The sequence below is a fragment of the Methylophaga sp. F-2 genome (assembly GCF_056859315.1).
This window is the reverse complement of sequence record NZ_JBSXOF010000013.1, coordinates 24,532-51,151: the sequence shown is the minus strand read 5'-3', so window position 1 is coordinate 51,151 and position 26,620 is coordinate 24,532. Positions and strand designations below refer to the sequence as shown.

The window sequence follows — 26,620 nt, the reverse complement described above, 5'->3', positions numbered from 1 at the left end:
AAGGCGCCTTTGGCGCCTTTGTTTATACTGGTTTTTCAAACTCATCAGTCGTGGGGTTGTAGCACATTAGCTCACCTTTATCGAGATCGAAATACCACCCGTGTAATCTGAGCGTACCTGCTTCAACCCGTTCTTTGATGCACTCAAATGTCATCAGGTTTTGCAAAGAAACAAGGACAGCTCGCTGTTCACACAATTTTAGCTGAACACTCTCATGTTCTTGTTTATGATTCACTTTTACCCAATCTTTCGCATTTTGTGCAATCGATACCCAACGGTGAATAAATTTTGAATCTTCCACACCTTCACTTTGCCACAAAGCGCGGATCCCGCCACAATTCCCATGCCCCATCACCACAATGCTTTCGACTTTCAGCGCATTAACGGCAAACTCCAAAGCCGAACTGGTACCATGATGATTATTGTCTGTTTCACATGGTGGTACTAAGTTTGCAACGTTTCTCACTGTAAAAATATCGCCGGGATCACAGTCAGTCAAAATAGCCGGATCTACACGTGAATCACAACATGCAATCATAAGTATTTTAGTTGGCTGCCCTGTTTTCATGCTGTCATAGAGCGCTTTATCATCACCAAAATACGTTTTCTTGAATCGAGAAAAACCCTCTAATAATTTATACGTAGTAGGCATCTTATTTTTGTTATCTCAAAATTGTAAAAATGGGTTGTGGCGTTTTTCATTAGCTAAGGTGGTGGTTGGTCCGTGGCCTGAATGCACAACTAAGTCATCTGGTAAAGCAAGCAGTTTTCTCAAGCTCTGTTGCATCAATGCTGCATTGCCCATTGGTAGATCTGTTCTCCCAACACTCCCAGCAAACAAGGTATCACCCACAAAAATATCACTGCTCGTATAGTAACAACCTTGTCCTGGTGTATGCCCTGGAGTAGATATAAATCTTAACTGTGTTTCACCTAAGTTTATAACATCACCATCATCAACTAAACGGTCTATTCTACCGCATGGACGATTCATATGAGGGGCACCAAACCAGTCACCTTGTTGCGGTAAGGTATCAAACAGGATTTTTTCTAGTCTGGGGAGATATGTTTCAGCATCAAAACAATTCTGAATTTGGACTAAAGAACCGGCGTGGTCGAGATGCCCATGAGTGAGTAAAATTTTTGTTAGCTTAAACTGCCCACGCTTTTCCTCAAGATACTCGGCAAGCTCATTTGTCTCACCGGTATCAATGATCGCAGCTTCATTTGTTGCTTCATCAATGATCAAATAGGTATTCACAAAAAAGGCGCCAACGGTGATACATTCGATTTTTAACATCTAAAATCCATCACCGTTGACGCCTTACGTTAGAGTTGTCTCTACGTATTATTTGTCCCACTTTTTGCTTGATTCACGAGCAGTAATCATATTCTGCTTGAACCAATCACTTTTCACTTTCTGAGTTCTCGCCAAGTCGAGGTTAGCCTCGTACCATTTTTTCTTAATATCCGCATGTGGATCCGGATGCATATTCGCTTCATACCACTTGTTATGGCTGATCCGCGCTTTCTGCAGATTAGCCTCATACCATTTCTTGTGTGTTTCAGTCGTTAAGTCATCACTGATTTCATACCAATGTTTTTCAGTTGGTGTGTTATCAAGATTCGCTTCGTACCACTTGATACGTTTCTCGCGAGCTTGTTTTAGGTTTGCTTCACGGAATGCTAACTTCCACTCAGTATCGTTGGCTTCTTTAAAGTCATACCAATGAGCCTGTGTGGGTTGATTATCATTAGCTTCATACCATTTACTGCGCTCAGCACGAACAGCAGCCACTGCTGATTTCAGATTAGCTTCATACCATTTATTTTTAGTATGAATGTGGGCGGCGATATTCGCTTCATACCAGGGAGTATCAGTTACTTTTGCTGGTCGCTGATTTGCTTCATACCACTTCTGGTTTTCTCTTGCGATAGCTGCATTGTCTGCAAACCATTTTGATTTAATTTGACGAGTACGAATTAAACTCAGATTTGACTCATACCAGCGTTGTTTAATTTCAGCATGTGGATCAGGATGAATATTCGCCTCATACCACTTACTATGATTAACACGAGCAGTTTGTAGATTGGCTTCATACCATTTCTTTTTAGTGTCTGAATATTTTTCATCACTAAACTCATACCAATGTTTTTCAGTTGGTGTGTTATCGAGATTGGCTTCGTACCACTTGATACGTTTTTGACGAGCCTGATCCAGGTTTACGCGCATCCAAGCTTTTTTTACATCACTGTACATTTCTTCACTGAAATGTTGCCAACGTTTTTCAACCTCAGATTGGCTTTTGTTTGCTTCGTACCATTTACGTGTGGCACGTACAGATTGAACCGCCTGTTGGAGATTAGCAGCATACCATTTATTTTTTGTTTCAATATGCTCAACCAGATTCGCTTTATACCAAGGAATCTCAACATCCTTTGCTGGACGTTTATTGGCGTTGTACCAAGGTTTTGCAATATTGATAGAAGGTTTCAGGTTAGCCTCATACCATTTGCTTCTGGACTCTCTCGCTGTCTTAAGATTAGCTTCGTACCACTTTGCTTTGATTTCAAACGTGCTAGTCATATTTCTTACCTCTGCTGGGCATTTAAGTAATTTGATAGTACATGACTTTTACTCAAGTTCACAACAAAATCAGTATGATATTTGATTAAGATCAGTTTTATTCATAACAATGTTTTTCAGCTTTTATGCGTTGCAAAGCTGAAATCTGTTGCTCTACTTGTAACTGTCGTCTATCTTCTTTCTCTTCCACAAGCGCAGAATACCCTAAATACCCCAATCCCAACCAGCCTTGTACAATCGGTATGGTATCAATCATCACCAAAGCGGTCGCCGCTTTATTGGCATCATCCTTATAAAAAGTCGGTTTGTACGTATATCGGTATGGATGCAACTGATTGATGGCTTTATCTACCTGATAACAACTCATGTCCTGCATTTTCTGATCAGCCGTCACAACTGGCGGCTCGAAATAAATCGGTTCTGAGGGTACAGGAGGTAGTGTCAAGGCATTAGTTTTCGATGAAAATATTAAGACAAGACATAAAAAAATACTCAACCTTTGCATGTACCTACTCCGTAAAAATCTAGTTCATGTTCGGGTTATCGTCATCGATGACAAAGTCTTCAATAACAATTTATTCTGCAGATGCGTCTTTGTCATTACGGTTATGATCCCCCCACTTCTGGATTTGAGCCATCACCTGAGCATTGAATGTTTTTTCAGGAAATCCAGATTCTTCATCATATTCCCCTGCGTCTATTCCTGATAATAAGGCTAATGCTTGATTGACATGGCTTATACCGTAAATATGAAACTTGCCATCCTCAACTGCTTGGATAACATCATCACGCAGCATTAAATGCTGCACATTTGTAGCCGGAATAATAACGCCCTGTTCTCCTGTTAATTCAGTCAGACGACAAATATCATAGAAACCTTCAATTTTTTCGTTCACACCACCAATGGCTTGCACTTGCCCCATCTGATTCATGGAGCCGGTGATAGCAATAGACTGCTTCATAGGAATATTGGCTATAGAGGATAACAAAGCACAGAGTTCTACCACAGTAGCACTGTCACCATCTACTTCACCATAGTTTTGTTCAAACACAATACTCGCTGACATGGACAATGGATTATCAGAAGCATAGGTCCGTCCGAGGTAACCACTAAGAATCAATACACCTTTAGAGTGAATATCTCCGCCTAAATCGACTTCTCGTTCAATATCAATGATATTGTCATCACCATAACGTGCTGAAACAGTCACTCGAGAAGGTTGGCCAAAGCTGAACCCACCGATCCCCAACACAGATAATGCGTTTATCTGCCCAATCACTGCTCCTGATGTTGAGATATCGATAATATTTCGTTCTATTTGCTGATAAATCTGGCTCCGTAAGCGATCCAGCCTTTGCTCTCTTAACTTGATGGCACTTTGGACATTATCTCTGCTAACGAGTTGGCTCTTTTCCTGCTTCGCCATAAAAGAAGCTTCCCGTAATAAATCAGCCATACTCCCCATGTGTAAAGATATTTTCTGGCTATCCTCAATAGTTCTGGCACTATGCTCTATCACCCTGGCAACAGCATGTTTATCAAAATCAATTAATTTGTACTTTTCAATTGTGCTTGCCATCATTTGGGCAAATAAGACGTCATTCTCAATACTGCGTGGCATTTCATCTTCAAAATCGGCCACGACTTTAAACAAACCAGCAAATTCCGGGTCCATATCGTATAAGAGGTAATACAGTTCTCTATCCCCCAGTAAAACGACCTTCAGTTCTAAAGGGATAGGCTCTGGATCCAATGACACTGTCGCCACAAGACTATAAATTTGCTCTAAGGCATCAAATCTGACCTCACGCGATTTTAATGCTCGTTTCAGCCCTTCCCAGCCATAAGGCTGCATAAGGAGTTGTTCTGCATCTATGATCAAAAAACCACCATTGGCCTTGTGAAGGGCGCCAGCCTTAATCAGAGTAAAGTCGGTTACCAGTGCTCCCATCATTGCCATGTTTTCAATACATCCAAGCAAACTTTGATGGTTAGGCAAATTTTCATAAACAATAGGGGCACCATGATTCTGGCTATTATCAACGACTAAGTTGATTTGGTAGCGTTTATGGATATTGATGTCTGTGATGCCTTCTTCTGCTGATTGTTCATCTTTCAAAAACGCATCCAGATTACTGCAGATGTCTTTTAGCATGTCATCAAAATAATGCTGTAATTTGCTTGAGTTGGGGTAAGCGTGCTTCAGTTTATTGACTTGCTTACTGATAACTTCAAGAGCGACCTCATCATTCAGCGCCTGAAGCTGTTTAGCATTGTTTCTTTCCCACTCTCTCAGCTCTAATAGAGTGTGTTGCAATTCTTCGTGCAAGTCTGCAATCGCATTCTCTGTCTCTTCCTGTCGAGCTGCAGGTAACTGCTCAAACTCTTCTGAGGTCATGGCCTCGCCATTATGTTGAGCGGCAAAGGCATAATGACCATCTTGTAACCTCAGTAAAACAACACCTTTACGATCAGCCTCTTTTTGTAGCACACCAAACAATCTAACTCGGTGCTTTCGAGTTGCCTCATCAAGGCTTCTTAATCGCCCCCGGTAATATTCATCATCAAACGCTTGCGGCAGCTCATCTTTCAAATCATCAATCACATCTTCAATATCCTGACGTAATTGTTTGCCTTGTCCTGCTGGTAAACTCACAGCATAAGGTCTTTGTGAATCACTAAAATTATTAAGATAAGCCCAATCTTTCGCGGTTGGAAGATGTTCAACATGCTGTTCCAGATAGCGCCGAGTTAACGTATATTTCCCTACTCCTGCCGGCCCCATAACAAACAAATTATAACCATCAGCATCAATGTGACTGCCAAACTCAATAGCGTTTAATGCGCGCTGCTGACCAATGACTTCATTTGTCGCCTTGAGGTCTGCAGTTGAAGAAAAAGTCCATTGCTCTGGCGTACAATGATGATATAAATCACTGACTTGTAATTTTGTGCTCTCAGGCATAGTTTTCTCAATTTGAATAAGTTACTTTAAGCTTAGGTCGACTGAATAATACAGACAATATAGGAAGGGAGAATCAGATGTCACCAAATGATTATGATGAAAAACGTGCATATCATCGAATGAAAGTGGATACGCCAATTACATTTTCCCTTAATGGCCAAGCACAAGTAACACATCAAGCCATCAGTAAAAATCTTAGTGCGAGCGGTTTACTTATCCAGTCAGAGTTTGCACCTGCTCAAAATGATAAAATAGAGGTTGTAATGGATACGGGTAATGACCGATTTTCACCATTCATTATTCAGGGGCGTGTGTTGAGAGTAGAAGCAGATATTGAGGCCGCAGAGCAATATCTGATATCAATTTCAATAGAACAGAGTCAGTAAACTCATATCCAATAGCTTGTTTTGGTCATCACTTTTGAGGTAATTGACATGAGTATTTTCACTGGTATCGGCAATTCGGCACCGCCGGCATCCAATGCCATGCTTCTGTGATGGCCTTCATCCTCTCGCATTTGTTCCAAAACAGCGCGACTTTTAATATCACTTGGGCTGAGTTGTTGTAGATGTTCATCAAGATGCTTAACCACTTGTTTTTCAGTTTCAGCAACAAAACCCAAGCTCCATTTATCGCCAATCTTTCCTGCAACAGCTCCAATAGCGAAAGAGCCTGCGTACCATATCGGGTTTAGAACACTACGATGTGAAGAAAGAGTGATTAAGCGTTGTTCACACCAAACCAGATGGTCATTCTCTTCTAATGCAGCCTGTTCCATTGCCTGGCGTATTTCAGGTAATTTAGCTGTTAAAGCTTGGCCTTGATATAGAGCTTGTGCAGATACTTCACCAGAATGATTTACTCTCATCAATCCCGCTGAATGTTTTTTTTCTGAAGACGTCAGCGAGGTAGTTTCATTGAGATGGCTGCCGGGCACATCACGCTGAGTGGTCTCTGGTTGACCGAATACTGTTGTGATGGCTTTATCTACTTCGATAATGACACGGTCAACAATACTTAACTGTCTCAAATTCAACATAACTCTACCTGATATTAAAATAGCTCGATATCACCGTGCACGACTTGTGATACTGGTTTGACTTTACCTTCTCTCAGTAAGCGGCTGTAGCTATGAACCTGGTTTCTGCCATTACCTTTAGCATAGTAGAGAGCTTCATCAGCTTCACCAATGACGTCTGACGGTGAAGGTTGAGCAAAAACCTCAACAAAACCAATACTAATGGTCACTTGATTTATTTGAGGAAAGTCATGGGCTGCTACCATTTCCCTGATACGCTCAAATGTACGCATAGCATCTTCTTCATCTGGCGCTTTTAGGACGACTACAAACTCTTCACCACCATAGCGATACACAAGGTCATCGTCTCTGATAACACCAGATTTCATCAACCGCGCTACCAGAATAATGACTTCATCGCCATATAGATGACCGAAATTATCATTGATAGTTTTAAAATTATCGATATCAATAACACCCAGCCAATACTTCACAGCAAAAGTTCGACGACGTGAATCGTTTGGAGATGTCAGCTGCTCACTGAAGTGTGAGCCTTGTCGCACCAGTATTTTGGTAATTTCATTATCAAGAGTTTCACGGTTGAACAAACCAGTAAGTTTGTCTTTCTGTGTTTTTTCAATCAATGCTAGATAATTAGAATAGACTCTGAGTATTCCGTAAATTAATCTCTGATCACCATTTGAAGGGACGAGATCAGTTGAGATGAGTAGTACAGCGAAAATAACACCATTTGCATCGAAAGCAGGATAGACCACATTCCACTTACCATTTTCTGTGGAGGTCAGTTCCACATCCGCATTTTTGATGGCTTTGAAAATAGTCTCACTGAGGTCAGATTGCTCAGTCATTAATCGCGGGTTTTCATCGCTTGAAACAATAACACCATTCACACAGAAAGCTAACAAGCTTAACTCATGAGCACCACTGTTTTCTCTAACACGAAATAATCTCAGGTCCTGAGATGGGAAAAGTTCATTGAGGGTTTTTAGGAGGCTTTTTTCAAGTACATGCCGGTCATGATAGCTGGTAATTTCTGCAAGATTATCTATGATCCTTATACTCTTATGATTCATTGCCACATGCCTTGTATGCTCACAGATTAAGGTAACGTTGAGCACGCTCACTTAATGTCCAGTATGAAATATCCATACTCAATCAGACAAAATATACTTTTTCCGTATTTAAATCAATGCTTAGAGCTTGATTTTGGCGCCTTGGGCCTTGGTTTATCTCTCTAGATACCTAAAGAGTGTATCCGCTAAGTCACGTGGCTGGAATTTCGAGACATAGTCATCAGCACCAGCACCAACCCCCATTGCTTTGTTTGCTTTTGCCGTCAGGGAAGAGTGCATTATTACAGGTAAATTTGACATTCTAGGGTCTGATTTTATTTTTTGTGTTAGCACATAACCATCCATTTCAGGCATTTCAACATCTGTCAGGACCATTTGGATTTCAGATGTAATATCCCGCCCTTCCTGTTCACATTGTGCAGCAATCTTATTCAGCATTTTCCATGCTTCAGCACCATTTACTGTACCAATATGTTCTACACCCATAACATCTAGAGTTTTAGTAATCTGCTTGCGTGCAATGTTTGAATCATCAGCAAAAAGCAATCGATAATGACCTTTTTTGTCGACTTGTCTAATACCATCAAACACCGTTTCGTCGTAAAAGTCACCAGCATCAGCCAGCACTTTTTCGACATCCATGATCATGACCAGTCGCTTATCGTTCAATTCTGCAACAGCTGTGACTAAACCACCCATGCGTTGAGAAATGAGTTGTGGTGGTTCTTTAACTTGTTCCCAATTCAAGCGTTGAATCGTATCAACAGAGCTGACCAAGAATCCCTGAACATGCGTGTTATATTCAGTGATCATTAAAATCCGTGGCTTATCTTTAGATCTTAGTTTGCAAAACTTTTGCAGGTTGATGATAGGCACCATATCACCACGAAGACTGACAAAGCCCTCAACTCCATCGGGCATTTCCGGCGCTGTTGTTATCTCAGGAATATTCAATACTTCCCTGACTTTAAAAACATTGATTCCAAACAGTTCATTTCTTCCTGTTTCATCACTTGTACCTAAACTGAACAACAAAACCTCAAGGTGATTTGTACCAGCTAGTTTGGTGCGCTCGTCGATGGAGTCAATAAATGTGGCCATATGAATTCTCGCAAAACTTCAGATAAATTAACGTGAATATGTCTAAAATTAATAGCGGACATTAGCACGAAAGCTTGAGCAGAGTTAGCCACATTATCTGAAAATTTATCGGGTGTGCTAACAAGCAGCAATTAAATCATGAAGTTATGTTAGCTACCAGAGAAAAATTATTCATCTATCAAGAAGACGTTTTTGCTGGAAGCAATACACGGAGCTGCAGATATAAGATGCACGAACAGAATTGACTGGCAGTAAAATTAGATGATTGTTAGAGTAGGGCACTAAAGTCGTTTAAAGATTGTTCAATAATGACTTTAGAAATAGAATACAATTGAAAATCGAGATATATACAGCAACAGAATGCTGTCGGAATGGTGCCCAGGGGGAGACTCGAACTCCCACGTACATAAGTACACTAGCACCTGAAGCTAGCGCGTCTACCAATTCCGCCACCTGGGCAACAGACGCGCAAAGATACAGAGTGAAACAAAAACTGTCAATGACCAATAATAACGAAAACGATCCCTTTTTCGATAGAGAAGCCGAAAAATACGACAACCCCATCCCCAGTCGTGAATTTATCTTAGACATTCTCAAACAAAACAACACCCCATTATCGCGCAAAAACATCGCTAAACTGATTGATGTTAAAGGTGAAGATGCAAACGAAGCATTACGCCGTCGTCTGCGCGCAATGGAACGTGACGGCCAACTTCTTCGCAACAGAAAAGGCGCCTATGGCGTCGTATCCAAGATGAACCTTATCAGTGGTCGCGTTATGGGCCACCCTGAAGGCTATGGCTTTCTTATTCCTGATGAAGGCGGCGATGACCTCTTCCTGACCGAACGTGAAATGCGAATGGTGCTTCATGGTGACCGAGCTTTGGCTCGTATCACCGGAACCGATAGAAAAGGCCGTAAAGAAGGCGCTATTGTTGAGGTAGTAAAACGCAGTAACGAGCGCATTGTCGGCCGCCTGGTTCAGGATGCCGGAATTTTTTATCTTATCCCCAATAATCGCAGAATCAGCCAAGACATTCTAATTCCACCCAGCGATTTAATGAATGCACAAGTCAATCAAATTGTTGAGGCTGAAATTACTGAACAGCCCAACAAGCATCGTTCTCCATTAGGAAAGATAGTTAATGTACTGGGTGACCATATGGCACCGGGCATGGAAATTGATATTGCTCTCCGTGCCTTTGAATTACCACATGAATGGTCACCTCAGGCTGAGGAACAAGCGAACAATCTAGGTGAAACAATTCCTGAAGCTGCCATCGATGGCAGACTTGACCTTCGTGATATGCCACTTGTCACTATTGATGGCGCGGATGCCAGAGATTTTGACGATGCTGTGTACGCTGAAAAACTCGAGTCAGGCAACTGGCGTTTATGGGTGGCTATCGCCGATGTCTCACATTACGTTCTGCCGAACAGCCCGCTGGATCAGGACGCACAGGAAAGAGGCACTTCCGTCTATTTCCCAAGTCAAGTTATCCCCATGCTGCCTGAAGCACTATCTAATGGTTTGTGCTCACTGAATCCAGAAGTCGATAGACTCTGTATGGTCTGTGAAATGGAAATTGATCAGACAGGGAAAACTGTCTCTTACCATTTCCATGAAGCCGTGATGCACTCCAAAGCCCGGTTAACGTATGACAAAGTGGCGGCGATGCTGGTTGATAATGACACAGCATTACGCGAACAATACCAACATGTATTACCTGCCATCGAAACAATGTATGACTTATATAAAGTCATGCTAGAAGCCCGTCATGAACGTGGTGCTATTGACTTTGAGATGACAGAAACCCAATTCATTTTTGATGAAAACAGAAAGATCAAGTCAATAGAACCACGCGAGCGTAATGATGCTCACCGTCTTATTGAAGAGTTTATGATTGCAGCCAATGTCAGTGCGGCATTATTCCTGCTGGAAAGTAAACTGCCTGTTTTATATCGCATTCACGAAACACCTTCAGAAGAAAAACTCTCTGGTCTGAGAGACTTTTTAGGTGAACTCGGTTTATTTTTAGGGGGTGGTGAAGAACCAGAACCGCGTCACTATGCCTCCTTATTAGCTACCGCGAGTAAACGCCCTGACGGTCACTTGTTACAGACCGTGATGCTCCGAAGCATGAAGCAAGCCGTTTATAGCCCGGATAATGTGGGACACTTTGGCTTAGCGCTTGAGGCATACGCCCACTTCACTTCACCTATTCGTCGTTATCCTGATCTCTTAGTGCATCGGGCAATTCGCCACGTTCTCAGCCAGAGAAAAGATAAAAAATGGCGTTATTCCTATGAGGAAATGGCTCAACTCGGTGAACATTGCTCAATGACCAGTCGTCGTGCTGATGAAGCCACCAGAGATGTCAGTGACTGGCTTAAATGCGAATACATGCGTGATCGTGTTGGTGAAGTTCATGACGGCGTAATAAGTGGCGTCACCGGCTTTGGCTTATTTGTCGAGCTGAGTGATATTTATATAGAAGGTTTGGTCCATGTCACCTCGCTGAAAAATGATTATTACCAGTTTGACCCGACAGGTCACCGCCTTACCGGTGAGCGAACGCGCAAAGTGTATCGATTAGGAGATACATTAAAAGTTAAAGTGGTTCGCGTCGATCTTGATGAGAAAAAAATTGATTTGGAATTAGTTGAGACGAAATAATATAAATGGCTGTTATGAGAAACAATAACAGCCATTTGTTTCGATATCAGACGAGTAAGACATCGTGTTATTTTGCATCTAAACAGAGATTTTCCTTGACCAGAAAAATAATCACAGTAGAATTATCGTCTTTCTTGAGGTCGGCATCCTAAGTCATCCACACCTCAAACAAGAATAATGGTGAGTGTAGCTCAGTTGGTAGAGTCCCGGATTGTGATTCCGGTTGTCGTGGGTTCGAGCCCCATCACTCACCCCACCTTCCCCCCAAACTCCAAATAAATAGCCGATAAATAACGTAACGTTTATCTATGTCGCGTTTGTCACAGCATCCAAATTTTTATTAAAAAATTTTCATCATTTTGAAACAATGACTTGCATGAAAACTCAAAATTAATCTCGATTTTGGCTTGCAAGCTCGAAAATGCCTCCGTATAATGCGCTTCTTCATTGCCGGTGTAGCTCAGTTGGTAGAGCAGCTGATTTGTAATCAGCGGGTCGTAGGTTCAAGTCCTATCTCCGGCTCCAGAATATAAAAAGCCTTGTCAGTTTCTGACAAGGCTTTTTTTATTTCACGGTGTTCATTTTCTATCCGCCATCAATCAGGCTAAGTACAACACTCTTTATAAACCACCAGTTGATCCCTGCCAGCATTTTTAGCGGCATAGAGCATCAGGTCGGCATGTTTTAAAGCAGAATCGAAATTCGTGTGTGATAGCTCCTCAGATGAGACGGCACGAATACCCGCACTGGCCGAAACAGAAAGTGTCTCGTCACGTAACTCAATACGGATATGACGAATCGCGTCTAATAATGTTTTTGTGAACTTGGCAGCGTGCTCTGATTGGGCTCCTGACAAAATCATAAGAAATTCTTCACCGCCCCAGCGCACAAGAATATCCGAAGCACGAATACTTTCGGCCATGACTTCAGCAGTACGTCTCAAAACGATATCTCCGACGTGGTGACCATGTTGGTCATTAATCTTCTTGAAATAGTCCAAATCCAGCATGATGACGCTATAGGGAGTTCCCAAACGCTGCATCAAGGCGACTAAACGACGTGCCCCCTGCTCACCTTCCGCCCGATTTGTCAGCCCGGTCACCCCATCGAGTGAGGTTACATCATCTAGCGGAATATGCATTTCCATTGCTCCGCCATTATCCATTGGCATAGCCATCACTTTAAATTTCTGTGGTCCGCTGTTCGTTTGATGAATGTGTAAATGACTGATCGTTGTTTTCAGGGTCTGAGCATCAAGTTTTGGACAAGTTTCACCATTTTCATTGCAAGGACTGTCATAACCATGGCTCATTTTGTAGCAAGGCTGATCAATATGACTGTACTCATGAACAGCTTCTTGATTCGCACGCACCACCATGTAGTTAATATCAATAACGGTAACAGGGAAAGGTAAAACATCCAGCAGGGGCCACGCAGAATCAATTTGCTCCAGACTGAGTAAATCCGTTGGATTCTTTTCTTTTAACTGCGAGTTCAGTTCCATTTTTGTCTCAATCATGATTTAAAGTCACTATCATCATAAACAACCATACTCTTTGTACGGCTATACTGTAAATATATGAACGATCATGATTTGGATAAGCGAATTATTATATTGATTGGCTCATAGTGAAAACCAGCTGTGCCAGATTATTTCAGCAAGAAATATAAACACAGGCAGTTGAGCAGAAGTAAAACCAAAGAAGATATTTGCCAGAATTTAACCGGATAACGGTACATCAGCGGTAATTTTTCATCACGCAAATACGCCGGATTCGGCTTGATCAAATCAGTCGCAAATTCAGATAATGCCTGGTATCGTCGCTCAGGATAAAGCTGTAATGCTTTCTGAAGAGTTTTATCTACCCAGCTAGGAATATCGTGAATTAATGTGTTGATGGATTGATATTCAATACGATGAAGATCTTGTCTGGCACGCACCTTCGCCAGTTTTTCTGCATAAGGAAGTTGGCCCGTTAACATTTCATAAACAATACAAGCGAGAGAAAACTGATCAGACGCCGCTTGTCCAGCACGACCTAATAAATACTCTGGTGCAGTGTAATGTTTTGTACCCAATAACTCGCTACGCTCCACCGGTGTTGAGATATCAGCGATACCGGCAATCTTAGTCGAACCGAAATCGATAAGTTTAACTACGCCATCTCTGGAAATCATAATATTGCCGGGCTTTAAGTCCTGATGCAGCATATCCAGCCGATGAAAGGCTCTGACCGCAGAAACAAGTTGAGACACAATTTCCCGTACTGTTTTTAAATCTAGGCGACCGACATCATTCAGCCACTGTTCAAGCGTTTTGCCATCCACATACTCCATGATGTAATAGAGAAACCGCCGTGGCCGCTTTTGTTCAATGGTTCTTACCACATGAGCGTTATTGATTCTTCGCCCCACCCACTCTTCTAATAAGAATCTTTCCAGATAGGCGGGATCATCTTCAAAATTTACCGATGGTGTCTTGATCACCACCTTATCACCGCTTTCAGTATCAACGGCTAAATACAGTTGGCTGGTCGAACTTGCATGTAATTCACGACTAATTCGGTAACCATCAATAATCACGCCTTCATACAAGTCCGGCGGAAATGGCAAAGCGGTTAATTGAGCAAAGACTTCATCAGGATCTTGTGTTGGTAATTGCTCAATAGTGAGAATCTGACAGCTTATATTGTCCTTACTGCCCGCCGCAAAAGCTTCATCACAAATTTGTTGTGCATATTGCTCTGGCTCAGCTCCAGCACCTGCCAACAAAAATTGTTTCAGTGCTTTGTCTGGCAAAACATCATGCACGCCATCAGTGGTTAATAAAAAAACATCGTTTTCCTGAACAGCGAAAGACTTGTAATCAATGTCCAAACAGTAATCAACGCCAAAAGCCCGCCCTAAATATTCTTTATTAACATCGATACGTATACGGTGATCGGTGGTGATGGGTTCAAGTTCGCCATCACGAAACAAATAGATTCTCGAATCGCCCACATGGAAAATATGTGCGGTCGTTGATTTCACAACAACCGCACTAAAAGTAGATGCCATACCACGGTCAGCCTGCTTAAACTGATGGCTTTGACCGTGTAACCAAGTGTTAATCGCTGTCAGCACCTTGCTGCCAGACTGTTTAACAGACCATGAATCAGGCGTACTGAAATAATCACTCATAAACCCAGTTACACAGGCCTGGCTGGCTTGTTTGCCTTCGTTACTTGAACTCAAGCCATCGGCAATGGCACACGCGATACCTTTTGTTTCTAACAGAGCGAGATTGGCAGGGATATAAAACCCCACGGCATCCTGATTATCTGCTTTGATGCCTCGGCTGGAATACTGCCCAACCGAGACTTTCAATCTCGCGACCATAACGATCCTTCAATTAATGAACGTCTATCATTTGTACTGTGCCATCAGGCAGCACTTCTGCCATTTGTCCTCGCGGCTCATCCATAAACTGTACCGCAATCAGGGTAACAATGGCCGTCCCACAGATAACGAAGAAGAAGGTTTGTGCAGAAACTAAAGATAAGATAGTTAAGAAAGTCACAGCACCGACATTACCATAGGCACCGGCCATACCTGCCACCTGCCCAGTTAAACGACGTTGCACCAGTGGTACGACTGCAAACACTGCTCCCTCGCCTGCTTGCACAAAGAATGAGCAAGCCATCGTCGCCAACACGGCCAACACAATGAACCATTCAGGTGTGATCATGCCCATCACAAAATACCCTACTGCCAGTCCACTGATGCAAATCGTCAGTGTTCTCTTTCTACCTAAACGATCGCTGAATAAACCACCAATAGGTCTCGAGACCAGATTCATAAAAGCAAATCCTGATGCCAGTAACCCGGCTTGTACAGCACTGATATCAAACGTTTCACTGAAAAATAACGGCAACATCGATACCACCGCTAATTCAGATCCAAATGTAGCTAAGTAAGCTAAATCCAACACGGCGACTTGTTTAAATTTGTAACGGTGAATTTCAGGGGTTTCTTTTACGAAGACCTCTTTGTTTACTTGATAAATGTGGTAAACCTGATAGAAAAATAAAACAACCAGACCGACATAAATCGCATAGCTGACATTCATTGACAGCAAGCTGACACCACTGGGTGATAACTTCCATGCTAATAAAGCTAGTGCTGCATACATAGGAATATTCATTACGATATAAAGAAAGAAATCTCCCTTACTGGTCACTTCCATTGCACCTGATTTTTTTGGTTTAAAGTAAGTAGAGCCTTGTGGCGTATCAGAAACACTATTGTAGTAAATGAAGGCATACACAAGTGCAATAGCACCAGTCAGACCAATGGCATAACGCCAGCCATCCTCACCCCCAAACATCAAGGCAATCGTAGGTAATGACATCGCTGCTGCTGCTGAACCAAAATTACCCCAGCCACCATAAATACCCTCAGCCAAACCGACTTGCTTTGCTGGAAACCACTCGGAAATCATACGAATGCCGATAACAAAGCCAGCACCAACAAAACCCAACATAAAGCGAGCAAGTGCTAATTGCTCAAAACTATCGGCCACAGCGAAGAAAAAACAGATAATGCTGGAAATACCGAGCAGCAGTGAATACATGATCTTAGGACCATATTTATCCACCAGCATACCGATAACAATTCGTGCAGGAATGGTTAACGCCACATTCAGTATCAGTAACGTTTTTATTTGCTGGCTGTCGAGACCTAAGGTATCGCGAATAGCCATTAATAAAGGGGCGTGATTAAACCACACCACAAAACTGATAAAAAAGGCTATCCAGGTTAAATGAAGGGTACGGATATTATCTTTAAAAGATAATAAATTGAGTTTGTTATTAGACATTAATTCAGCTCTCTTTTAAACATACCAGAATGGTTATGTTCGAATAGCGGGAATCATGCCAATCTATAACAACTTGATTTATATATTATTTTAATATTTAAATAAGCATACCAAATACATATTAAAGCTAAAATGGTGCATCTTGCACGCTACTAGTGCACTAAAGTCAGTCTATAGCCAGATCTTCATCAGGCCAGTCGAGGTCACAACAGAACACAAACATCTTTCCATTCACTTCTACAGCTTGTGACACAGTAATACACATATGAGAGCCGGCAACAGACAGATATGGGCGACTAATTTGTGTTGTATCCGGATTTTGTATTGCCCTGAAGTGATAGTGTCTATGTGACCAATTCGCATTATCTCCGGAAAGTAATGGCGAAAAGCGGATATCCAGTTTTGCCGTGTATTTGTTTGAATACAGGCTTCGACCTATCTGATAGCCCGATTCGTCAAGTAAATAACAACGTACAGCCCGCTCATCGTCAAACAGTTCGCTCCCACATGCTTCGAAAGCACGCCCATGCTTAAACGCACTAACCTCTTTCTCAAAAACCAACTGGAAAGCGCGGAAATGTTGTTGAAGCTTACGATTATATTGACTACGGACATTCTGATGTTGTTGTAAAAGCTGGTCCATCGCTTCACCAAAATCTACGTCCTGCTGCAGATCGGATTCAGGCGTAGCAAAATAAAACCCCTGGATCATATCGGCATTACTGGAAATAGCGACTAGCGCTTCTTTTTCGGATTCAACACCTTCAATAACAACTAAACTACCTGCCTCGTGTATGAGTGACACGATACCGGTGAGGATTCTTTCCACCTTCATCGACTGGCCAGCTTTCTTAACCAAGCTACGATCAATCTTCACAATATCAGGCTGTAGATTCCAGATGCGATCAAAATTAGAATGGCCAGCCCCAAAATCATCAATCGCAATCAAACATCCCAAACGGCGAAAATGTTGAATGAGTTCCAAAAGGTACTCACGGTCATCAATTTCACTCTCTAAAATTTCAATCACAATACGTCTGGCAGGCAGTTTGGTTTGCTGCATCAATTCATGCATAAACCCGGCATCAGGACGCTCAGCCACCAGACACTGAGAATTGAGGTTGAGAAATAACCAGGCATTATTATCAGGCTGATGAGAAAAGTTAGAGGCATGCAGAAAACGACAGGTCCGGTCTAACTCCAGATGTTCACGCTGACTGGTTGGCTGGGACATAATCTCAACCGGCGATACCGCTCTGCCATCAATATCATTAGCACGTAATAAACCTTCATACCCAACCGCTTTTCGGTGAGCGATACTGAAAATGGGTTGAAAAACCGATGTCAGGCAGAACGACTTATATGTGGTTTCATAATGATGTTCATTCAGTGACAGTTCAGTCATCCCTACTCGTACCTTTGATATCTGTGGGCAATGTTGTTTTAACATTATTTACCTTAAATCTTAATGCGTCCGTTTATTAATTACCACAATAGTTAAAATTAAACATCTCAAAGACACCTTCAGCTACTACAGGGCAAATAGTACAAGCAGGATTTAAGCCAATAATATTGGGATTGAGCTGGATGATGTTCAGGACACTATCTTCCATAGAAGATAAGAAGCCACTTATATAAAAGTGGCTCCATGCTTTGTTTATATTGTTAATTATTAAATATTTTTTTGCGGTTCAAGTAAATTAGCTGCAGCCAGAATATTTTGAGCAAGTTGGCCGAGTCGCATATTCTGATTCATGGCCGATGTTCGCATCAGGCTGTATGCTTCATTTTCCGTGCACTTCCGTTGTTCCATAATAAGTCCTTTAGCTCTATCAATAATTTTCCTGTCAGCCAAAGACGTTTTTAAATCTTTCAGCTGTTTTTGCATACTCTGTACTTGTTTAAACCGGGCTATGGCAGTACGGAGAATCGCGTGAATCCGGTTCTCATGAAAACCATCAACAATATAGGCACTGACACCAGCCTCAATGGCCTCTTCAATGGCTTCATCTCGGTCATCATGTGTGAAAATCACAATCGGTAATGGAAAGCGTTCATTAATTATCTTAAATTTACTTAACAGCTGACTATCGCTGGTATTCATAATGGCAATAATCAAGTCGGGCTCAATGGTCCATTTCAGATTAAGTAATTGCTGTAAATTAGTGGCTTCGAAAATGACGTTATAGTCGGTATTTTCAAACACCTTTTGCAGCGTATTCATAAACTCCGTAAATTCACTGATAACAACCGTGTTAATCGTTTTAGTGACTGTTTTCATAGCAGCATTGCTCATATCATTCGTGTATGTTTTTGGGAGGCATATTGAATAACGATACTGAAAATATTCAGCACTTCATCAATAGCCCGTGTGGAAAGATTAAAATATTCATGACTATCAAGCTTCAACTGACCCCGTTGAAGCACACGTTTATCAACCATATTCAATAAGGCATCAATTTGCTGACGAACCGCTTTAGAGGAAGTTTCCAACGAAGAATTCAAATCGTTGTTATTAATTAATTTGACTTCAGACAGTAACCTCTCTGAGGTGGTTTTTACTGAGATACGTAAAAACTCAAGCAGAATTCTATCAGCGGCCAAACACGACCCTCTGGCACAAACGCCCGAACCTATAGCTCGTGTATATCCGAGCGTTTCTGCAACACGAAGCGTATCAATACAAATTTCTGAAACGCGTGTGCAGGAATCGAGCATCAAGCGATGTAAGTCATATGCTCTCATCACATCATCTAATAGCATTAGTTGGCCATCTATCATCAAGCTATGTTGTCTGACGATATTTTGTGGAGAAAGCTCTTTGGCCAGAGCATGTTGTTTTAGTCGAGGCCAGTGCTCTATAAAAGATTGCCATTGAGGAAAATCTGATAGTGTTTGACTCATCTCACTGTCAATCAGATTGTCGATATCATTCTGTAGCTGAATCATTTGTGGTAATAACTTCTCATTCCCACTTACGACTGCATTGCTTGTGCCACGATGTTTTTGGCAATGGTCAACCACCGACCGTAAATGGCTGGTCAGTAATATGCCTTTTTTTATTCTCAGATTGAGCTGACGACGCTCAGATATCAGATTGTAAATAATCAAAAGCATGCAAGTGGCAACTACACCACCAATGATCAATGGATACATCTTTGTTCTCCAGTGAAATTAGCTCAGAACTGAGTCATTCCCAGGTCGCTAAATAACCAGCCATAATCCCTAGAGGCGAAATCATTACCATAAAAATTAATTTCACTAATTCTTTTACTACCATCATTAAGTCAACGAAATATCCCATGACATGCTCCTTGCAGTAGTGGATGACAATCTCAATTTTGCATAAGCTATGCCAAAAAAATATTTATTTAAATACAGCAACTTAAACTATTAAGATACTTTTCGTCTGCTTCAAAATGGTGTTATGGGGATGGCTATTGAACAATTGTGGTGCAGATTTAACAGATAAAAAAAAGCCGGGCAGTGCCCGGCTAGATGAGGAGTATGATTTAGAACTTAAGCTGACCATATAACCAGAACTTATCGGTATCAGCACCGCCGAATTCTTTATCTGCATTGTAGTCAGCATAGGAAATACCCAGCGTGTAATGTTGCATAAAGGTTTTTTGCAGCATCACATCGAATTCATTTCCGGCATCAAGGCTGTCTTTATCTGTTTCAAAGTCGTGATAGACCGCGATCAGCTTGGCGCCAGCCACATTGCCAACTACTGTGAAATAGGTATCTTTCAACCCTTGATTGGGTGTGGTCAGAAACACATCAGCCCAGCCCTGGAAAGCATGGTTAGTGCCCAGCGGTGTTTTAAAACTAAAGGTGCCGTCACCTTCTTGTACTTCATATGATAACTTTGCCAACCAACCTTGATATTTACCGCCCAACTCCAGCAAGTAATAATCCTGTGGATCCATTTTGCCATCAGCATATTCATCTTGTGTCGCATACTCGGCGGTATAGACTGCCGATAAATTTTCATTAACCGGCTTCGCACCAGATAATCTCAAACCATAAGTCGCTGTTGAGTTAGCGTTGTTATCAGCAGCATCCTCATAATCGAGTAAATAGCTATACGCTTCTAATTTGCCCACAGACCAGCCGCTGTATTGAACATTAAATAAGTGACTGTCCATATCAATCACGCCATCGTCAATCAGGCCTGCGGTGAGATCATCACCAAAAATCGTGTTCACTTTATTGATATAGGCATAGCTCAATTTAAGATCTTTAATTGAGCTATTACTCAGACTAACAGCATCAAATGATTGATGATTTTGACGCCAGAGTACATTACCGATAAACCGGTGAAACGGTGCGTCACGGTAGGTCAATTCCTGACGGCCCAGTTTGACTTCCGTGCCATAGCCGTTATAACTCAAGTAAGCCTGATTCACTTCCGTGCCATTCGGATCAGCAATAACGGAGTACTTCTTGACTGCTGTTTGTGGGTACTCTTCATAATCGCCCCCCAAATCCGACACATCTTCCAGTTCCAAAAAGGCACCAAAACCATGAAAGTCACCGGTTTTATAACCTAAGGTTGTCCGCAAAGTTACGGCATCGGCATCTTTTAGGGCATTATCCTGCTCTACTGACTCATAGCGCAGTCTGGCAGAAAAACTCACCTTTCCACCAGTCAACGCATCATAAAAGCTGTCATCAGCCATTACCGTACCAGGTAACAGGGCAACACTTCCAAGCCCTGTACTAAGTAATGACATAAGGGTTAGCTTTTTTAATTTTGGCATTCTTTTTTTCCTCTGCAAATAAGCCGCTCTTCGTGAATAATGGGCTTTAACATCAAATACTCAAATCAAACTGCTTCGTTGCAGATAGACCTCTATTAGTAGTAACGACGCTGCTCACCTTTAATGAGCAAGTAATTTTTTCAACTCGGGGACACAGGAACCACAATTGGTCCCAGCTTTTAATTTCTGACCAATCTCATCAATAGAATTGACATGTCCGGATTGAATCGCCTCATTCAGCGTGTTTTGCCCCACCCCGAAGCAAGAGCAGACAATTTGACCAGCATCTTTTTGCCCCTGACTGGGCTGACCGACCAATAAGCTGTATCGCTCAGCATCCGAAAGACTGTTTAAACTAAATAATTGTGATAACCAGGAACGTGCCGGCAAATCATGACTAGGGGCAATAAATACAACACCCTCTAATCGATTACGTTTTATTTGACCAGCGCGATAACGACCCGCTTTAGCATCAGTGAAATCCAGCCATTCCCCCTCTTCACCTAAGTGTTGTTGGGCCCATTTGGCTGGGTCATCTAATGATTGCTGCCCGGCAATTTCATAGCGCCAGAATTGGGCACCACGCACCTTCACCCAGTAGTTGGCATCTTTGACCGTAATGGGATGACGCGACAGAATAAAGCCATGCCAGACAGGCTGGTATGCCCGAATCGTCACTGGCGTATGTTTAGACTCTGGCTGACCAGAAACGGGATCATAAACAGAGGCCACCAAGGCATCGACTCGCGCCATTGAGGCATATTGGCTGCTCCAGTGAATCGGCACAAAAATACTGCCTGGTCGTTGTTCATCTGTTACCACCACCCGAACAATCATCTCGCCCCACTGACTGCTGACTTCAGCCAAGGCACCATCTACCAACTCAAAAGTCGCTGCATCCAATGGATGAATCTGAACCATCGGTTCAGGAATATGGGCATTCAATCTGACGGCTCTGCCTGTTCGTGTCATGGTGTGCCACTGATCACGAATACGGCCGGTATTTAATACGAGTGGATATGCCTCTGTTGTTTGATGAAAGGGTAATTTAGGTTCAACACTGATCATTCTGGCTTTACCAGACGGCGTAAAAAATCGTTTGTCGGTAAACAGACGTGCAGTGCCCATCTCGGTATTCGCCATGACAGGCCATTGCACTGGCACCAGATTGTCATAGTCTTCATCACTGATATCGGCCAGACCACCAATATTAAAGTCGCGCTCACCGTCATTTTCAAACGCGGACAGTTGGGCATGCTCTCTAAAGACATCGGCTGGTTTCTCAAAGGAAAAAGCGGCCTCAAATCCCATTTTTCTGGCAACCTGAGTAATAATCCACCAGTCAGGTCTGGCTTCTCCAGGCAAAGGTAAAAATGCCCGTTGATGACTGATACGACGCTCAGAGTTGGTCACCATGCCGTCTTTTTCACCCCAGGCTGCTGCCGGCAGTAAAATATCTGCAAGTTCAGTAGTATCGGTAAATTGTTCACATTCAGACACCACCACCAGTTCACATTTTTCCAGTGCAGTTTTCACCTTATCAGCATCAGGCAAGCTGACCACGGGATTGGTCGCCATGATCCAGATGGCTTTGATTTTGCCACTAGCGACCTCATTAAACATATCAATGGCTTTGGCACCATTTTCTGTGGCTAAATTATCGGCCTTCCAGAAGCGTGATACCCGGTCATGATGCTCTGGATTGGTGATTTCCATATGCGCAGCAAGCTGGTTACTTAAACCGCCCACTTCCCGACCGCCCATGGCATTAGGCTGGCCGGTAAACGAAAAAGGCCCCATGCCTGGTTTACCAATCCGTCCGGTAGCGAGATGGCAGTTAATAATGCTGTTACATTTATCTGTTCCGGAAGTAGATTGGTTAATGCCCTGAGAATAAACCGTAACGACTTTTTCCGTTGAAGCAAATAGCTGGTAGAACTTCACTATGTCCTGCTCTTGCAACTCAGTCACAGCCGCTACTTGAGGAATCGACCCAGCTGAGGTTTTGGCTGCAGTCATTGCAGCAGCAAAGCCTTCAGTGTGTGCTTCCAGAAATTCAAGATCCAGATAATCTTCTTTTTTCAGATAATGCAATAGGCCGTTAAATAAAGTAGCATCCGTGCCGGGTTTCACCGACAAATGTAAATCAGCAATATCACAGGTCGAGGTTTTACGTGGATCAATCACCACAATTTTCATCTCAGGCCGATCTTCTTTAGCCTGTCTCAGCCGCTGAAAAATGACTGGATGACACCAGGCCAGATTCGAGCCTGCCAGGATCACCAAATCGGCAAGTTCAATATCTTCATAACTACACGGCACCGTATCACTACCAAATGCCCGTTTATACGCCGCCACAGCGGATGACATACACAAACGCGAGTTGGTATCGATATTGGCACCGCCAATAAAGCCTTTCATTAATTTATTGGCGGTGTAGTAATCTTCCGTCAATACTTGGCCTGACACATAAAACGCCACCGACTCAGGACCGTGTTTAGCAATAATGTCACTAAATCCACGAGCCACTGACATGATTGCCTCATCCCACGACACCCGTTTTCCATGCACTTTGGGATGGAGCAAACGATTTCCCAAATCCACGGTTTCTCCCAGTGCCGAACCTTTTGAGCACAGGCGTCCCAGATTGGCAGGATGCGTTTCATCACCTTCAATTTGTACAGTGCCATTCTGAAGTGGGGTTGCTAACACGCCGCAGCCAACACCGCAGTATGGACAAGTCGTTTTTGTGGTCGTCGTATGTTGTTCAGCCAAAATTAGAGACTCTTTATCAGGTTACAGAGAAATAAAAACGGTACCGTTGTCTATTTTTGTCTCAAATGTACGGGTACAGCCTTCATCGGGTCCAGTGGCTTCGCCACTGTTCATATCAATAACCCAGTTATGCAAAGGACAAGCCACACGGTTATCGTAAACAAGTCCTTGAGATAACGGTCCTTTTTTATGAGGACATTGATCAAATAAGGCAAAGACCTGATCACTTGAGGTGCGAAATACCGCAACATCACCTTCTGCTGTCACGAGTACACGTGATCCTTTTTTTGGAATATCGACCAGAGGGCCAACTTCAGTCCAACTCATATCTACCTCTACACCATTTGTTTAATAGGAATATAGTTTTCTTTATATTTGGCCGCTTGTTCAGCCCAAGGATCTACCTGTGCATTTTTTTGTGAATCATGGAAACGCTCAGCCAACCGTTTACGATTCATTTCATCGTCGACCACAGCTGAGGTCACATGTTTTAAACCGACGCGTTCAATCCATGGTGCAGTACGTTCCAGATAATGAGCTTCTTCGCGATACAGCTGCATAAAGGCGGCACAATATTCCAGCGCCTCTTCCTCAGTCGCGACTTTGGTAAGAAAGTCAGTTGCCCTGACTTTGATACCGCCATTACCACCGACATGAAGCTCGTAGCCTGAATCCACACACACAATGCCAAAATCTTTGATGGTCGCTTCGGCACAGTTTCTTGGACAACCAGAAACAGCAATCTTGAATTTATGGGGTGTCCAGCTTCCCCAGGTCATTTTTTCCGCTTTGATACCTAAGCCAGTAGAGTCTTGAGTGCCGAACCGACACCATTCAGAACCGACGCAGGTTTTGACTGTTCTTAACGATTTGCCATAAGCATGACCCGATACAAAGCCTGCCTCGCTCAGATCTGCCCACATTTTAGGCAAGTCTTCTTTTTTGATTCCGAGTAAATCTATCCGCTGACCACCAGTTATTTTAACGGTGGGCACATTGTATTTTTCGGAGATATCCGCAATGGCGCGCAACTCTCTAGGATTGGTGACCCCGCCCCAAATTCTGGGGACAACTGAATAGGTACCGTCTTTCTGAATATTGGCATGGACACGTTCGTTAATGAAACGTGACTGAGGATCATCCTGATACTCATTTGGCCAACTGCTTAACATGTAATAGTTCAGAGCCGGACGACAGGAGTGGCAGCCATCTGCTGTTTTCCACTCAAGTGCTGACATCAAATCAGGAATGGTTTTCAGGGATTTATCAATAATGGCAGCCTTAACTTCAGCATGCGATAAATCGGTACAGGCACAAAGCGGTTTTTTACTCGGCGTATCATTAAAATCGCTGCCTAGCGTTGAAGCCAGTAACTGTTCAACTAAGCCTGTACATGAGCCACAAGAGGCTGATGCCTTGGTATGTGCTTTGACTTCATCCAGAGTAAACAGGCCATGCTTCGAAATAGCCTGAACAATATCGCCCTTACAAACACCATTACAGCCACAAATCTCGGCATCATCGGCTAAACCGTCAACAGAATTGGATGGACCATGCCCTGAATCCCCCAGGTGATGTTGTCCAAACAGCATGTTTTCACGAATATCTGAGATATCGGTACCATCGCGCATCAATTGGAAGTACCAGGCACCGTCTACGGTGTCCCCATAGAGAACGGCGCCAACCAATTGGTTTTCTTTAATCACCAGCTTTTTATAGACTTTTCTTGCGGCATCCTTAAATACCAGATCTTCAGTATCGTCATCACCGAGAAAGTCACCGGCAGAAAACAAATCGATGCCTGTTACCTTTAATTTGGTTGATGTGACTGAACTGATATAACGGGCAATCCCCATTTGAGCCAGATGGTTTGAACACACTTTTGCTTGCTCAAATAATGGGGCAACTAGGCCAAAGGTTTGGCTCCGGTGCTGCACACACTCACCGACTGCATAAATACGTGGGTCAAAGGTTTGCATGGTGTCATCCACCACAATGCCACGATCACAATGGATACCGGCTGAACTGGCTAATTCGATATTGGGGCGGATACCCACAGCCATCACTACCAAATCCGCTTCTATTTCTGAGCCATCTTTAAAGCGAAGTTTTTCAACTCGGTCACGACCGATAATGGCTTCCGTTTGATGTTCCATCAAAAACTTCAGCCCTTTCCCCCGCAGTTCGTCCAGCATCAGATCGGACGCGGGTTTGTCTAACTGTTGATTCATCAACACATCACTGATGTGAACAACACTGACATCCATCCCCTGAATCATCAGACCATTTGCGGCTTCCAGTCCTAACAATCCACCACCAATCACCACGGCTTTTTTATGTGTCTTTGCCGTTTCCAGCATGGTGTCAACATCAGCGATATCACGAAAACTAATGACACCGGGGAGATCTGCACCAGCTATTGGCAACATGAATGGACGCGAGCCAGTGGCCAGTAAAAGACGGTCATATTTTTCGGTGGTGCCATCGTCCGCTATTACCACACGGTTTAGACGATCTATGGTGGTCACCTTTTTACCTGATAACAAGGTGATGTTGTTATCTTGATACCACTGCAAATCATTAATCATGATCTCATCAATGGTTTTCTCACCAGCCAATACAGGTGAGAGCATAATCCGGTTATAGTTACCGTAGGGTTCTTCACCAAATACAGTAATGTCATATTTCTCTGGTGCGAGTTTAAGTAACTCTTCCAGCGTACGCACTCCTGCCATGCCATTACCGATTAAAACTAACTTCTCTCTCATGGATCTCTCC

Annotated in this window: 20 protein-coding genes and 3 tRNA genes; 4 read left to right on the top strand and 19 right to left on the bottom strand. The window is 42.9% G+C overall.

The window, feature by feature from the left end; genetic code table 11:
- Positions 1 to 22: 22 nt before the first annotated feature.
- The 5 genes from AC13DA_RS02105 to AC13DA_RS02085 form a co-directional block, all read right to left on the bottom strand.
- Complete coding sequence (locus AC13DA_RS02105; RefSeq protein WP_007146276.1) at positions 23 to 652, bottom strand: carbonic anhydrase; 630 nt, start codon at positions 650 to 652, stop codon at positions 23 to 25.
- A 15-nt stretch (positions 653 to 667) separates the two neighbouring features.
- Positions 668 to 1,300: an MBL fold metallo-hydrolase gene (locus AC13DA_RS02100; protein WP_482945837.1), complete on the bottom strand. Its 633-nt coding sequence runs from the start codon at positions 1,298 to 1,300 to the stop codon at positions 668 to 670.
- Between the two features lie 48 nt (positions 1,301 to 1,348).
- A complete protein-coding gene (locus tag AC13DA_RS02095) occupies positions 1,349 to 2,587 on the bottom strand; it encodes a hypothetical protein (RefSeq protein WP_284450608.1) in 1,239 nt (412 codons plus the stop codon).
- A gap of 97 nt (positions 2,588 to 2,684) precedes the next feature.
- Positions 2,685 to 3,092 carry a hypothetical protein gene (locus AC13DA_RS02090; protein WP_007146279.1) on the bottom strand — a complete coding sequence of 136 codons (408 nt, stop codon included), beginning with the start codon at positions 3,090 to 3,092 and terminating at the stop codon, positions 2,685 to 2,687.
- A gap of 70 nt (positions 3,093 to 3,162) precedes the next feature.
- Complete coding sequence (locus AC13DA_RS02085) at positions 3,163 to 5,553, bottom strand: Lon protease family protein (RefSeq protein ID WP_482945836.1); 2,391 nt, start codon at positions 5,551 to 5,553, stop codon at positions 3,163 to 3,165.
- A 77-nt stretch (positions 5,554 to 5,630) separates the two neighbouring features.
- On the opposite strand from AC13DA_RS02085, the gene AC13DA_RS02080 reads away from it, so the two are divergent.
- Positions 5,631 to 5,939, top strand: a complete 309-nt coding sequence (locus AC13DA_RS02080; RefSeq protein ID WP_284450611.1) for a PilZ domain-containing protein — start codon at positions 5,631 to 5,633, stop codon at positions 5,937 to 5,939.
- 2 nt (positions 5,940 to 5,941) lie between these two features.
- On the opposite strand, the gene coq7 is transcribed toward AC13DA_RS02080, so the two are convergent.
- From coq7 to AC13DA_RS02060, 4 genes are all read right to left on the bottom strand, one after another.
- Complete coding sequence (gene coq7 / locus AC13DA_RS02075; RefSeq protein ID WP_273181118.1) at positions 5,942 to 6,592, bottom strand: 2-polyprenyl-3-methyl-6-methoxy-1,4-benzoquinone monooxygenase; 651 nt, start codon at positions 6,590 to 6,592, stop codon at positions 5,942 to 5,944.
- Positions 6,593 to 6,606: 14 nt separating this feature from the next.
- Positions 6,607 to 7,665: a GGDEF domain-containing protein gene (locus AC13DA_RS02070; RefSeq protein WP_284450612.1), complete on the bottom strand. Its 1,059-nt coding sequence runs from the start codon at positions 7,663 to 7,665 to the stop codon at positions 6,607 to 6,609.
- Positions 7,666 to 7,818: 153 nt separating this feature from the next.
- The gene (locus tag AC13DA_RS02065) at positions 7,819 to 8,766 is read right to left on the bottom strand and encodes a chemotaxis protein (protein ID WP_007146284.1); all 948 of its coding nucleotides are present in this window, start codon (positions 8,764 to 8,766) and stop codon (positions 7,819 to 7,821) included.
- Positions 8,767 to 9,138: 372 nt separating this feature from the next.
- Positions 9,139 to 9,225: transfer RNA gene (locus AC13DA_RS02060), tRNA-Leu, on the bottom strand.
- 40 nt (positions 9,226 to 9,265) lie between these two features.
- Between AC13DA_RS02060 and rnr the strand changes: the two genes are divergently transcribed.
- The 3 genes from rnr (at position 9,266) to AC13DA_RS02045 (ending at position 11,968) form a co-directional block, all read left to right on the top strand.
- A complete protein-coding gene (rnr, locus tag AC13DA_RS02055) occupies positions 9,266 to 11,443 on the top strand; it encodes a ribonuclease R (RefSeq protein WP_284450634.1) in 2,178 nt (725 codons plus the stop codon).
- Between the two features lie 180 nt (positions 11,444 to 11,623).
- Positions 11,624 to 11,699 (top strand) — tRNA-His (locus AC13DA_RS02050).
- A gap of 193 nt (positions 11,700 to 11,892) precedes the next feature.
- Positions 11,893 to 11,968: transfer RNA gene (locus AC13DA_RS02045), tRNA-Thr, on the top strand.
- A gap of 79 nt (positions 11,969 to 12,047) precedes the next feature.
- Here AC13DA_RS02045 and AC13DA_RS02040 read toward each other — a convergent pair.
- The 10 genes from AC13DA_RS02040 to nirB form a co-directional block, all read right to left on the bottom strand.
- Positions 12,048 to 12,962: a GGDEF domain-containing protein gene (locus AC13DA_RS02040; RefSeq protein WP_284450613.1), complete on the bottom strand. Its 915-nt coding sequence runs from the start codon at positions 12,960 to 12,962 to the stop codon at positions 12,048 to 12,050.
- Between the two features lie 131 nt (positions 12,963 to 13,093).
- Complete coding sequence (locus AC13DA_RS02035; protein ID WP_284450614.1) at positions 13,094 to 14,821, bottom strand: bifunctional protein-serine/threonine kinase/phosphatase; 1,728 nt, start codon at positions 14,819 to 14,821, stop codon at positions 13,094 to 13,096.
- A gap of 13 nt (positions 14,822 to 14,834) precedes the next feature.
- Complete coding sequence (locus AC13DA_RS02030; RefSeq protein WP_284450615.1) at positions 14,835 to 16,301, bottom strand: NarK family nitrate/nitrite MFS transporter; 1,467 nt, start codon at positions 16,299 to 16,301, stop codon at positions 14,835 to 14,837.
- A gap of 166 nt (positions 16,302 to 16,467) precedes the next feature.
- Positions 16,468 to 17,706: an EAL domain-containing protein gene (locus AC13DA_RS02025; RefSeq protein ID WP_007146291.1), complete on the bottom strand. Its 1,239-nt coding sequence runs from the start codon at positions 17,704 to 17,706 to the stop codon at positions 16,468 to 16,470.
- Between the two features lie 267 nt (positions 17,707 to 17,973).
- Positions 17,974 to 18,582 (bottom strand): ANTAR domain-containing response regulator, encoded by a 609-nt coding sequence (locus AC13DA_RS02020; protein WP_007146293.1) that lies wholly within the window; start codon positions 18,580 to 18,582, stop codon positions 17,974 to 17,976.
- A gap of 11 nt (positions 18,583 to 18,593) precedes the next feature.
- Entirely contained in the window at positions 18,594 to 19,457 is an 864-nt protein-coding gene (locus AC13DA_RS02015; RefSeq protein WP_284450616.1) for a nitrate- and nitrite sensing domain-containing protein, read from the bottom strand.
- A gap of 356 nt (positions 19,458 to 19,813) precedes the next feature.
- A complete protein-coding gene (locus AC13DA_RS02010; protein ID WP_284450617.1) occupies positions 19,814 to 21,067 on the bottom strand; it encodes an alginate export family protein in 1,254 nt (417 codons plus the stop codon).
- 120 nt (positions 21,068 to 21,187) lie between these two features.
- Positions 21,188 to 23,842, bottom strand: coding sequence for a nitrate reductase (locus AC13DA_RS02005; protein WP_284450618.1), 2,655 nt, complete (start codon positions 23,840 to 23,842; stop codon positions 21,188 to 21,190).
- 21 nt (positions 23,843 to 23,863) lie between these two features.
- Positions 23,864 to 24,169: a nitrite reductase small subunit NirD gene (gene nirD / locus AC13DA_RS02000; RefSeq protein ID WP_007146299.1), complete on the bottom strand. Its 306-nt coding sequence runs from the start codon at positions 24,167 to 24,169 to the stop codon at positions 23,864 to 23,866.
- 8 nt (positions 24,170 to 24,177) lie between these two features.
- Complete coding sequence (gene nirB / locus AC13DA_RS01995) at positions 24,178 to 26,610, bottom strand: nitrite reductase large subunit NirB (RefSeq protein ID WP_284450619.1); 2,433 nt, start codon at positions 26,608 to 26,610, stop codon at positions 24,178 to 24,180.
- Positions 26,611 to 26,620: the final 10 nt, after the last annotated feature.